This window comes from Nocardia sp. NPDC050378 (assembly GCF_040655675.1).
In the GTDB taxonomy this organism is placed as follows: Bacteria; Actinomycetota; Actinomycetes; order Mycobacteriales; family Mycobacteriaceae; genus Nocardia; species Nocardia coubleae.
The window spans coordinates 245,261-258,678 of sequence record NZ_JBFAKI010000003.1; the positions used below are offsets into that span (position 1 = coordinate 245,261).

General features: G+C 71.0%; 2 protein-coding genes. Both read left to right on the forward strand.

All coding sequences use genetic code 11. The features are described 5' to 3' along the window. Positions 1–27 precede the first annotated feature (27 nt). On the forward strand, positions 28–5,898 hold the full coding sequence (locus AB0I35_RS08885) for an amino acid adenylation domain-containing protein (protein WP_357395235.1): 5,871 nt from the start codon (positions 28–30) through the stop codon (positions 5,896–5,898). A gap of 140 nt (positions 5,899–6,038) precedes the next feature. Further along, positions 6,039–13,376, forward strand: coding sequence for an amino acid adenylation domain-containing protein (locus AB0I35_RS08890; RefSeq protein ID WP_357395236.1), 7,338 nt, complete (start codon positions 6,039–6,041; stop codon positions 13,374–13,376). The last annotated feature ends 42 nt before the right edge of the window (positions 13,377–13,418 follow it).

Genomic DNA, 13,418 nt, shown 5'->3' on the forward strand with positions numbered 1-13,418 from the left:
TTCGGTGACGGATGAGGTGGATTCGCGATGACACGACCGGTACGCACTCGCCCGGTGCGCACACGCCGCGCCCGGGTGACCGCGCTGCCGCAGCTGCTGGCCACCGCCGTGGAGACCGCTCCCGACGGTGTCGCCGTGGTGCTCGCCGATGCCACCCGCACCCTCGGTAGCCTCACCTACGCCGAGCTCGACGAGCGGTCCAGCCGCATCGCGCGCCTGCTCATCGCGCGCGGGATCGGCGCGGGCGACCTGGTGGCGCTGGGGATTCCGCGCTCGATCGAGTCGGTGCTCGCGGTGTGGGCGGTGGCCAAGACCGGTGCCGGTTTCGTGCCCGTCGACCCGAACTACCCGCCGGACCGGGTGGCGCACATGGTCACCGATTCCGGAGCGGTGTTCGGGCTGACCGTCGCGAGCGCGGCCGAACGGCTGCCCGCCCAGGTCCAGTGGCTGGCCATCGACGACGCGGCGACGGTGGCGCGGCTCGACGAGTTCTCCGGTGTGCCGATCACCAATGCCGACCGGGTGCGCCAGATTCGCGCCGAGGACCTCGCCTACGTCATCTACACCTCGGGCTCGACGGGTCTGCCCAAGGGCGTGGCGGTGTCGCAGGCCGGGCTCGCCGGGTTCAGCGCCGAACAGCGCAAGCACTACGGGGTCGAAGCGCACTCGCGGACACTGCATTTCGCGTCACCGTCGTTCGACGCGTCCATTCTCGAACTGCTGCTCGCGGTCGGTGCGGGCGCGACCATGGTGATCGTCGATCCGAGTGTGTTCGGCGGTGACGAACTGGCCGCGCTGCTGCGCCGGGAGCGGGTGAGTCACGCCTTCATCACTCCGGCCGCGCTCGCCTCGATCGACCCGGCCGGTCTCGACGACTTCCGGGTGGTCGCGGTGGGCGGCGAGGCATGTCCGCCGGATCTGCTGCGGCGCTGGGCGATTCCGCTGGCCGACGGCAGTCTGCGGCAGTTCCACAATGTGTACGGGCCGACCGAGACCACCATCGTCACCAATATCAGTGTGCCGCTGAAACCCGGTGATCCGCTCACCATCGGTGGACCGCTGGCCGGTGTGGCCGAATACGTGCTCGACGACCGGCTCGGCCCGGTGCCGCCCGGTGTCACCGGCGAGCTGTACATCACCGGCGCCCAGCTCACCCGCGGTTACCACGCACGGCCGGGGCTCACCGCGTCGCGTTTCGTGCCGAACCCGTTCGAGCCCGCCGGTTCCCGGCTCTACCGCACGGGCGACCTGGTCCGCTGGACCAACGACGGTGCCCTGGAGTACGTGGGGCGCAACGACTTCCAGGTGAAGATCCGTGGTTTCCGGATCGAGCTCGGCGAGATCGACGCCGTGCTCTCCGCGCACGAGAGCCTCGACTTCGCCGCCACCGTCGGACACGAACTCGACAGCGGCGCGACGATTCTCGTGTCCTATGTGCACGCCGCACCGGGCGCCGTCGTCGACACCGCCGAACTCACCGCGTTCGCCGAACGCAGCCTGCCCGCGCACATGGTGCCGACGGTGCTGATGGAACTCGACACCATCCCGCTCACTCCCGTGGGCAAGCTGGACCGCCGGGCGCTGCCCGCGCCGGTGCTCGAGCATGCCGAATTCCGCCCGCCGGTCACCGCGGTCGAGCAGATCGTGGCGGGCACCTTCGCCCAGGTGCTCGACGCCGACACCCAACTCGGCCTCGACGACGACTTCTTCGCCCTCGGCGGCAACTCGCTGCTGGCCACCCAGGTCGCGGCCCGGCTCGGCGCCGCTTTGGACACCGAATTCCCGGTGCGGCTGCTGTTCGAGGCGCCGACGGTGGAGGCCCTGGCCCGTCGGCTCGCCGAAGCCGCCGGTGCCGGTGCGCGTCCGGCGCTGGTGGCCCGCGAGCGCCCCGACCGGATCCCGCTGTCGCTGGCCCAGCAGCGGATGTGGTTCCTCAACCAGTTCGATCCGCAGTCGGTGGCCTACAACATCCCGATGGCGGTACGGCTCACCGGCGCCATCGATGTGGCCGCGCTCGACGCGGCCGTCGCCGACCTGGTGGCCAGGCACGAAACCCTGCGCACCGTCTACCCCGAGACCGACGACGGGCCGGTGCAGCGGATCCTCGACCCGTCGGAGGCGACACCCCGGCTCGAGGTGCGTACCCTGACGGCCGCCGAATTGCCGACGGCCATGAGGGAACTCGGCTCCCACGGTTTCGATGTGCGCAGTCAGGTGCCGCTGCGGGTCGCGCTGTTCCAGCTCGGCCCCGAGGAATCGGTGCTCGCGGTCGTCGTGCATCACATCGCCGGGGACGGCAGTTCGCTCGCCCCGCTCAGCCGGGATCTGATGCTGGCCTACGGCGCGCGTTCGGCCGGTACCGCGCCGGACTGGGCGCCCCTGCCCGTGCAGTACGCCGACTACGCGCTGTGGCAGCGCGAGCTGCTCGGCAGCGAAGACGACCCGGATTCGCTGGCCTCGGCCCAGCTCGACTACTGGCGCACGGCCCTGGCCGGGCTGCCCGACCAGCTCGACCTGCCCGCCGACCACCCGCGCCCGGCCGTCCAGTCGCTGGCCGGTGGCCGGGTGCCGATCGAGATCGACGCCGACACCCACCGGGCGCTGCTCGCCCTGGCCCGTGCGCAGGGGGCCACCCTGTTCATGGTTGTGCACGCCGCGCTCGCGGTGACTCTCGGCAGGCTGGCCGGTACCGATGACCTGGCCATCGGAACCCCCATCGCCGGACGTGGTGAGGCCGCGCTCGACGACCTCATCGGCATGTTCGTCAACACCCTCGTCTTCCGCACCACCCTGAACGCAGGCGAACCGTTCACCGATCTGCTCGCCCGGCAGCGGGAAACGGACCTGCAGGTGTTCGCCCACGCCGACCTGCCGTTCGAACGCCTCGTCGAGGCGATCAATCCGGCTCGCTCCACCGCGCGGCACCCGCTGTTCCAGGTGGGCCTGTCCTTCCAGAACCTCACCCGCAGCGGGCTCGAGCTGGGGGAGACCGCCGTCGAAGGCGTGGATGTCGACCTCGCGGTCTCGCAGTTCGACCTGCACGCCATCGTCGCCGACGCCTACGACAGCGAAGGCGCGGCCCAGGGCATCAACGGTGTACTCACCTACGCCACAGATCTTTTCGAGCCCGAGACCGCGCGGACCTACGCCGACCGGTTCGCGCGGGTACTCGCGGGAATCGCCGCCGACCCCCAGCGCCGCGTGGGCGAGATCGAGCTCCTGTCCGAGGACGAGCGCATACGAATCCTGCACGACTGGAACGACACCCGGCACGTCTGCCCGTCGACCACACTGCCCGCGCTGTTCGACGAGACGGTCGCCGCACATCCCGATCGGGTGGCGCTGGTCGCTCCCGAGGGAGCCGAGCTGACCTACCGCGAGTTCGCGGCGAGAGTGAATCAGCTCGCGCGGCATCTGATCGCGCAGGGTGTGGGAGTGGAGGACCGGGTGGCGCTCGCCATCCGCCGGTCCGTGGATCTCGTCGTCGCCATGTACGCGGTAGCTCAGGCGGGAGCGGCCTATGTTCCGCTCGATCCCGATCAGCCCGCCGACCGGGTGCGCCACGTCCTCGACACCGCCGCGCCGGTGTGCGTATTGACCACCGCGCGTGATGGTTTCGGCGATGCCGTCGCGATCGACACACTCGACCTCGCCGGGTATCCGACTGGTCCGATCGAGGCACGTGAGCGGCGGGGCCGGCTGCGGCCGGAGAACACGGCCTACGTCATCTTCACCTCCGGGTCCACCGGCAAACCCAAGGGTGTCGCGGTGCCGCACGGCGCCATCGTCAACCAATTGCTCTGGAAGACCGAACACTTCGGCCTCACCGGCGACGACTCCGTGCTGCTGAAGACCGCCGCCACCTTCGACCTCTCCGTCTGGGAGTTCTGGACCACCGCCGTGAGCGGCGCCAAACTGGTGATCGCCGCACCGGACGGACACCGCGACCCGGCCTACCTGCTGCGGGTGCTCACCGATCAGCAGGTGAGCACGCTGCACGTGGTCCCGTCCATGCTCGACGCCCTGCTCACCGCATGCGCGGGCGCGCTGCCGGTTTCGCTGCGCCGCGTGCTCGCCATCGGTGAAGCCCTCCCGGCCGACACGGCTCAGCGGTTCCTCGCCGCCACCGACGCCGCCCTGCACAACCTGTACGGGCCGACCGAGGCGGCGGTGTCGATCACCGACCACCGCGTCACCGCCGCCGACCGCACGATGGTGCCGATCGGCGCGCCCGAATGGAACAGCCGCGTCTACGTGCTGGACGCTCGCCTGCGGCCGGTGCCCCCGGGCGTGGCAGGCGAGCTGTACCTGGCAGGCGACCAGCTCGCCCGAGGTTACTTCGCCCGCCCCGACCTCACCGCCGACCGCTTCGTCGCCAACCCCTTCGAACCGGGCGCCCGCATGTACCGCACCGGCGACCTGGTGGCCTGGAAGGGGTCACGCTCCGCTACCTCCTCCGCGCTCGCCGCCGGCGTGTACGGCGAACTCGACTACCGAGGCCGCACCGACTTCCAGGTGAAGATCCGCGGCTTCCGCATCGAACTCGGCGACATCGAATCGGCCCTGCTCGCGGCGCCGCAGGTGGCCCAGGCGGCGGTGCTCGCCACCACCGACGCGCGGCTCGGTGACCGGCTGGTGGCCTATGTGGTGCCCGCCCCCGGCGCCGAACTCACCGCGACCGTCGCCAGAAACGCGGTGGCGCAGGTGCTTCCGTCGTACATGGTGCCGTCGGCGTTCGTCGTCCTCGATCGGCTGCCGCTCAATGCCAACGGCAAGCTCGACCGTGCCGCCCTGCCCGCACCGGTCATCGAACCGCGCCGGTACCGGGCGCCGGAAAGCGGCGAGGAGATCGCGGTCGCCGAGGTCTTCACCGAGGTGCTCGGTGTCGGCGACCCCGGCCTCGACGACGACTTCTTCGCCCTCGGCGGCAACTCCCTGCTCGCCACCCGCGTGGTACACCGCCTGCACGAACGCACCGGAACCGCGCTCACCGTCGCCGCGTTCTTCGCCGACCCCACCGTGGGCGGCCTCGCCGAACGTCTCGGCGGTTCGGGACAGCAGGATCTGGCGGCCGCGCTGTCGGTCGTCCTGCCACTGAACGACGCCGCCCGCGGCGGCCCGCGGGCCGGCGGCCCGGCGAGCGCGGAACCCCTGTTCTGCCTGCATCCGGTATCCGGCTTGGCCTGGGCGTATTCGTCGCTGGTCCCGTACCTGCCCGCCGACCGGCCGGTGATCGGCATCCAGTCGCCCGCCCTCAGCGAACCCGGCTTCCGGCCCGGCACGGCCGACGAACTGATCGACCGGTACGTGGCCGAAATCCGCGCCGTCCAACCGCACGGCCCGTACCGGCTGCTCGGCTGGTCGCTCGGCGGTGTGCTCGCCCACGCCGTCGCCACCCGACTGCAGGCGGCGGGCCGGCCGGTGGCCTCGCTGACCATGCTCGACAGTGTGCCCGGCGCCGACCTCACCGACTTCCGCGCCGAACTGCGTCACGCACTGCTCGATCTGGGCATCCCCGACGACAAGCTCCCCTCGGCCGAGGACCTGGCCGACCTCGGTGACGACGCCGTGGCCGCTCTGCATACCACGCTCGCGGCCGACCTGCCGATCTCGCGGGACGATTTCGTGGCGATGTACCGGGGCGCGCTGCGTTCGGTCGCGCTGGTGACCGAACTCGTCCCGGATCGGTTCGACGGATCGCTCACCTATTTCACCGCCATGAACACCGGCGGCAAGGACCGCGGCGGCGCTTCGCGGTGGCGGCACCACATCAGCGGGATCATCGTCGATCACCCCGTCGCCACCACACATCAGCTCATGCTCGCCGACCCGGCACCGGCCGTCATCGGACCGGTTCTGGACCAGGTCATCAGCGGGTCTGTGCATAGCACCACGTAACGGGCGGGCGGCAGATTACGATTCTGTTGCCAGAGAGTCGGTGTGTCATGGCGCACACCTCGGCGACGGTCGGCGGTGCAATGTAGAGATCTATGCTGTGTCCCGTTCGGCCTCGTCGGACGCGAGAGGTGTATTGGTCTGTGGAAAGCCCCCGCCGCGCTGGCCGTGAACGTCGTCGAACCGGCGGCCGAGCGCTGTTCGGCCAGTTGCTCACGGCTGCTGTCGAGTCCGCAGCCGAGTCCGTCGCGCTGCGCTACAACCCGACCGGCATGCCCGGCGCCGAGCAGGTGCTCACCTACCGTGAGCTCGACGAACGCTCCTCGCGGCTGGCCCGTGAACTGATCGGCCGTGGTGTCGGCGCGGGCGACGTGGTCGCCGTCGGCATCTCCCGCTCCATCGAATCGGTGCTCGCCGTGTGGGCGGTCGCCAAGACCGGCGCCGCCTACGTGCCCGTCGACCCGGCCTACCCCAGCGACCGGATCGCGCACATCGCTGTCGATTCCGGCGCCACCCTCGGCCTCACCACGGCCGCCCACCGGGCGAGCCTCGGGACCAGCCTGTACTGGATCGAACTGGACGACCCCGTCGTCGCCGAGCGCATCGCGGCCCACCCCGCGCACGCGGTGAGCTACGCCGACCGGGTGCGCCAGATCGACCCGGCCCACCCGGCCTACGTCATCTACACCTCCGGTTCCACCGGCAGACCCAAGGGCGTGGTGGTGACCCACGCGGGTCTCGCCTCGCTGGTCGCGGCCGAACGCGAGAACTTCGGGGTGGGCCCGGATTCGCGAGTGCTGCACGTGTGCTCGCCGAACTTCGACGTCTCGGTGCTCGAGCTGCTGCTCACCTTCGCCACCGGTGCCACGCTGGTGATCTCGCCACCGCGCGTGTTCGGCGGTTTCGAATTGTCGGATCTGCTGCGCCGCGAGCGCGTGACCCATCTGCTCATCACGCCCGGCGCCCTGGAGTCGGTCGACCCGGCCGGGCTGCCCGACCTGCGCACCGTCGTCGTGGCGGGCGACCGGTTCGGACCGGAACTGGTCGGCCGCTGGGCGGTCGACGGCCGCAACTTCCACAACGGGTACGGGCCGACCGAAGCGACCATCCTCGCCACCAGCACCGCCGCTCTGCACCCGCACGAGCCGATCACCCTCGGCACCGCCGTGCCCGGCATGGGCCTGTTCGTGCTCGACGCGCGGCTGCGGCCCGTGCCCGCGGGCGTGGTGGGCGAGCTCTACCTGTCGGGTCCGGCACTGGCGCAGGGGTATCTCGGCAAGCCCGGGCTCACCGCGCAGCGGTTCATCGCCTCGCCGTTCGGGCCGGGCAGGCTCTATCGCACCGGCGACCTGGTGCGTCGCGTGGAACCCGGTGCCACCCTGGAGTATCTGGGCCGCACCGACTTCCAGGTGAAGGTGCGTGGGTTCCGCATCGAGCTCGGCGAGATCGACAACGCCCTCACCGCCCATCCCGACCTCGACTACGCCGTCACCCTCGGCAAGTCCATGCCGTCGGGGGCAACCGGTCTCGTGTCGTACGTGCTGCCGCGCCTCGGACGCACGGTCGACACCGGCGAGCTGGCCGAATTCCTCGCCGAATCACTGCCCGCGTACATGATTCCGGCCGTCATCATGGTCCTGGACAAGCTGCCGCTGAACTCGGTCGGCAAACTCGACCGTGCCGCCCTGCCGACCCCGGTGTTCACCGCTCGCGGTTTCCGCGCGCCCGCCACACCCGCCGAGCAGGCCGTCGCCGATGTGTTCGCCGCGCTGCTCTTGCGCGACGGCGCGGGCCGGGTCGGCGCCGACGACGACTTCTTCGAACTCGGCGGCGACTCGCTGCTGGCCGCCCAGGCCGTCGCCCGCATCGGTGCCGCACTCGACGTGCGAGTGCCCGTGCAGGCCGTCTTCGAGGCGCCGACCGTCGCCGCGCTGGCCCAGCGCGCCGAACAGCAGCGGACCTCGGCGGGCGCGCTGGCGCTCGTCGCCCGGTCGCGACCCGCACAGATCCCGCTGTCCTACGCCCAGCAGCGGATGTGGTTCCTCAACCGGTTCGACCCGTCCTCGGCCGTCGACAACATCCCGCTCGTCATCCGCCTGAACGGGCGCCTGGATCTGCCTGCCCTGCAAGCCGCGATCGGCGACCTCGCCACCCGGCACGAGGTGCTGCGCACGGTGTACCCGGCCATCGAGGGTGTCGACGGGCCGGTGCTGGAAGGCCACGGACACCAGCTCATCCTCGCGCCCGGCGATCCGCTGGCCACCCCGGATTTCGAGGTCGTCGCGATCGAGGAGGCCGAGCTCGCCGACGCCGTCGCCGACACCGTGCTCACCGGCTTCGACGTCACCGCCGCACCGCCCGTGCGGATCCGCATCTTCGAACTCGACGAATCCGAACACGTCGTGGCGTGCGTGATCCACCACATCGCCGCCGACGGGTTCTCCTTCGCCCCGCTCACCAGGGACCTGCTCACCGCCTACGCCGAGCGACGCGGCGGCGGCGCACCGCAGTGGCCGCCGCTGCCGGTGCAGTACGCCGACTACACGCTGTGGCAGCGCGAACTGCTCGGCAGCGAGGACGACCCGCACTCGCTGCTCGCCACCCAGATGGCGTTCTGGCGTGACACCCTCGCCGGCCTGCCCGAACAGCTGGAACTCCCCGCCGACCGGCCGCGCCCCGCCGTCGCGAGCCACGAGGGCGACCTGCACCACATCCATGTCCCGGCCTCGGTGCACGCGGGTCTGCAGAACCTCGCGCGCGAACACAACGCCACCGTGTTCATGGTGGTGCACACCGCGCTGGCGTTGCTGCTCGCGCGCCTGTCGGGCACCCGCGACATCGCCATCGGCACCCCGGTCGCCGGGCGCGGCGAGCAGGCGCTCGACGAGCTCATCGGCATGTTCGTCAATACCCTCGTGCTGCGCACGGAGATCGACCCGGCGGCGTCGTTCCGGCAGCTGCTCATCGACGTCCGCGCCCGCGACCTGGCCGCTTTCGGCCACGCCGATGTGCCGTTCGAGCGTCTCGTCGAACTGCTCGAGCCGGTCCGTTCGACGTCGCGGCACCCGCTGTTCCAGGTGATGCTCACCTTCCAGAACCTGGCCCGCACCGATCTGGAATTGCCCGGGCTCACCGTCAGCGACGGTGATTTCACGGTGCCGATCGCCAAGTTCGATCTGCAGGTGGAGGTCGCCGAACACATCGGTGACGACGGCGCGCCGCAGGGCATGGCCGTGTCGTTCGGGTACGCCACCGACCTGTTCGATCGCGGCACCGTCAGCGATTTCGCCGATCGCTGGGCGCGGGTACTCGCCACCGTGGTCGCCGATCCGACCCTGCCCGTCGGCGACATCGACGTCCTCGCTCCCGGTGAGCGCGAACTCGTGCTCCGCGAAGGCAATTCGCCCGGCGTGCCCGTTCCCGAGGTGACCCTGGTCGACCTCCTCGCCGCCCAGGCGCGGCAGCGACCCGACGCCGTCGCCGTGCGGGCGGGGGAGCGGTCGCTGAGCTTCGCCGACCTGTTCGGTCAGGCCTCGGCGCTGGCCCGCGCGCTCATCGCCCGCGGCGCCGGTCCGGAAACCCTTGTCGCCGTTGCGGTGCCACGCACCGAGGAGTTGCCGGTCGCGCTGCTCGCGGTCATGCTGTCGGGTGCGGGCTATCTGCCGATCGACTCCGGGTACCCGGCACAACGCCTCGAGTACGTGGTCGACGACGCGAAACCCGCTGTGCTGCTCGCGTCGGCGTCGCAATACGACATCCTGCGCGAGGCCGGACACGGCTGGGCCTCGACAATGCCGGTGGTGCTGCTCGACGAGCGCGCCCTGCACTCCGACACGCCGCTGCACTCGTCCGAACGTCACGCTCCGCTGCGTCCGGACCATCTGGCCTACGTCATCTACACCTCCGGGTCCACCGGTCTGCCCAAGGGTGTGGCGGTGAGCCACCGCAATGTGCTCGAGTTGTTCGCCAATACCCAGGTGTTGTTCAGCTTCGACGTCGACGACGTGTGGACGGTGTTCCATTCCTTCGCCTTCGACTTCTCGGTGTGGGAGCTGTGGTGCGCGCTGGCCGGTGGCGCGTCGGTGGTGGTCGTCGACCACGTCACCTCGCGCTCGCCGATCGAGTTCCGCGCCCTGCTCGCCCGCGAACAGGTGACGGTGCTGAGCCAGACACCGACCGCCTTCGCCCAGCTCGACGAGGCCGACCGCGCCGCCCAGGCCGCGGGCGCCGCCCCGCTCGCGCTGCGCTACGTGATCTTCGGTGGCGAGGCGCTCGACCCGCGCAAACTCCTCCGCTGGTACGACCGCTACGGAAACAGCCCGGCCGCACCGGAACTGGTGAACATGTACGGGATCACCGAGACCACGGTGCACGTGTCGCACCTGGCCTTGTCACCGCAGCCGTCGGCGACCGCGGGCAGCGTGATCGGCCGTGCCCTGCCCGGTCTTTCGGTCGCGGTGCTCGACGACCGGTTGCGTCCGGTGCCCTTCGGCGTGGCCGGTGAGCTCTACATCGCGGGCAACCAGGTGACGCGCGGCTATCTCGGCAAGCCGGGACTGACCGCGACCCGTTTCGTCGCCGACCCGTACGGTCCGCCCGGATCGCGGCGCTACCGTTCCGGCGACCTCGGCCGCTGGGTCAGCTTCCGTGGCACCCCGACCCTCGAATACGGCGGCCGCGGCGACCAGCAGGTGCAGTTGCGCGGCTTCCGGATCGAGCCGGGCGAGATCGAGTCGGCGCTGCTCGGGGTCGCCGGTGTCGGGCAGGCGGCGGTGGTCGTGCGTGCCGACGAACACGCGGGCGACCGGCTGATCGCGTACGTGGTCCCGGTGGCGGGGGCAGACCTCGACCCGGTGGCCGTCCGCGCCAGGGTCGCCGAATTCCTCACCGGGTACATGGTTCCCGACGCCGTGATGGTGGTGGCCGGACTGCCGCTGACCGCGAACGGCAAGCTCGACCGGGCCGCGCTGCCCGCCCCCGAGTTCGCCTCGGCGGCGACGTTCCGCGCGCCGACCACCCCGATCGAACAGAGCGTGGCCGAGGTGTTCGCCACCCTGCTCGGGGTGCCCGAGGTCGGCCTGGACGACAACTTCTTCGATCGCGGCGGCAACTCGCTGCTGGCGACCCGCGCCATCGCCCGTATCGACGCCGCCTTGGCCGCCGACCTGGTGGTGCGCGACCTGTTCGAGGCGCCGACCGTGGCCGCCCTGTCCGCGCGGGTGCGCCCCGGCGCGGTCACCAACCCGCGCCCGCCGCTGGTTCCCGCCCAGGATCGGGGCGTCATCCCGCTCTCGCCCGCCCAGCAGCGCATGTGGTTGCTCAACCGCATCGACCCGGATTCCCCGGCCTACAACATCCCGCTCGTGCTTCGCCTGCGCGGTGCGCTCGACACCTCGGCACTGCGCTACGCCGTGGCCGATGTGCTCGAACGGCACGAGGCGCTGCGCACCCGCTTCCCGGCCGACGCGCCGGGCGAGCTGCCGTACCAGGAGATCCTGCCGGTGAGCGCGGTGCTGCCGGGCGGGCTGCCGATCGAGACCTGCGACGACCCGGCCGAACGGGTGATGCGGCTGCTGGCCGGTGGTTTCGATGTCACCGAGCGAGTTCCGTTGCGGGCGTGCCTGTTCACCGTGCCCGACACCGACCCGCTGGCCGAGGAGGAGCATGTCCTCGCGGTGGTGGTGCAGCACATCATCGCCGACGGTGCCTCCCTCGCCCCGCTGGCCCGCGATCTGGTGATCGCCTACCGTGCCCGCGTGGAGGGGCGTTCACCGAGCTGGGCGCCGCTGCCGGTGCAGTACGCCGACTACGCGCTGTGGCAGCGCGCGGTGCTCGGCGACGAGCACGACGAGACTTCCACCGCCGCACGCCAGCTCGCGTTCTGGCGGACCACCCTGGCCGGTCGCACCGGCACCATCGAACTGCCGCACGACCACCCGCGTCCACCGCAGGCTTCACTGCGCGGTGCCGATGTGCGAACCACCCTGCCCGCCGACGTGCACGCCGGGCTCACCGAGATCGCCCGCGAGCACAACGCGTCGCTGTTCATGGTCGTGCACGCCGCGCTGGCGGTGCTGCTCGCCCGGGTGAGCGGCGACACCGATATCGCCATCGGCACGCCCATCGCCGGGCGGGGGGAACCGGAGCTCGACGACCTGGTCGGCATGTTCGTCAACACGCTGACCCTGCGCACCGAGGTCACGCCGCAGCGCGGTTTCGCCGAATTCGTCGACACCGTCCGCGAAGTCGACCTCACCGCGTTCGCCCACGCCGACCTGCCGTTCGAGCGGATCGTGGAGGAGGTGGCGCCAACCGGCGCCGTCTCGCACAACCCGCTGTTCCAGGTGGTGCTGTCGTTCCACAACAACGAGACACCGATCCTGCGGCTGCCTGGACTCACCATCGAGGCCGTGGACTCCGCCGCGCGTTCGGCCAAGTTCGATCTGCAGGTGAACGTGGGGCCCACGCACACCGCCACCGGTGAACCCGACGAGGTGGGTGTGGTGTTCACCTATGCGACAGACCTTTTCGAGGAACACACCGTCGCCGCGCTGGCGCGTGGCTTCGCCGAGATCGTCGCGGCCGTCGCCGCCGACCCCGCGGTCCGAGTTGGCGATATCGACCTGCGCGATGCCAGGGAGAAGGAACGCGAACTCACCGCCGCGGCCTACGCGCCCGCCCCGTCGGCCAACGGCGCCGCGCTGGCCCAGGAACTGGCCGCCGCCGTGGAAGAGGACCCCGACGCGCCCGCCCTCGACCTGGGCGACGCCGAACTCAGCTACCACCAGTTCGACGCTCGCTCCTCACAGTTGGCGCGGTCGCTGATCGCGCGTGGTGCGGGCCCGGGCAACGGTGTCGCGATCCGGCTCGACCGGGGTGCCGAGGCCGCCATCGCCGTGTGGGCGGTGCTCAAGGCGGGGGCGGCGGTGGTGCCGCTGCTCACCATCGACGCGCCGCTACCCGACGGGCTGGAGGTGAAGCTCGGGCTGAGCCTCGACATCCTCGATCCGCCCGACGGTCTCGACTGGTACGACCTGGCCGACCCGGCCCTGCGCGCCGAACTGGCCGCCGAGTCACCACGCCCCATCGGCTACGCCCATCGCACCCGCGCCCTGCGCGGCGACGACGTGGCCTTCGTCGGTGGTGGCCGGGTGCTGAACTACGACGAACTGGCCGGTGCGGCCGAGCGGATCGGGCAGCGTACGGGTCTGAATTTCGAGTCACGGACCCGCACGGCGGGCAGGCCGGATTCGGTAGCCGGGGTGCTGGAACTGGTCGCGGCCGGAATCGCCGGTGCGGCAGTCGTTCTGGGTTCCGGTGACGACGGCGCCGACGAGGTGAGCCATGTGTTCACCGAATCGGCGGTCGCTGTCGCCGAACCAGGGGAAGGTGCCGGTGCGACGATCGTCGCGTTGAGTGAGATGATCGGCAACGCCGGCCGGTCGCAGCAGCGGCGTGCGGTGGCTGGGATGGATGGATAGGTACGAGGTGCGTGCATGACCGGGCAGCGGCGAGTCGACTCC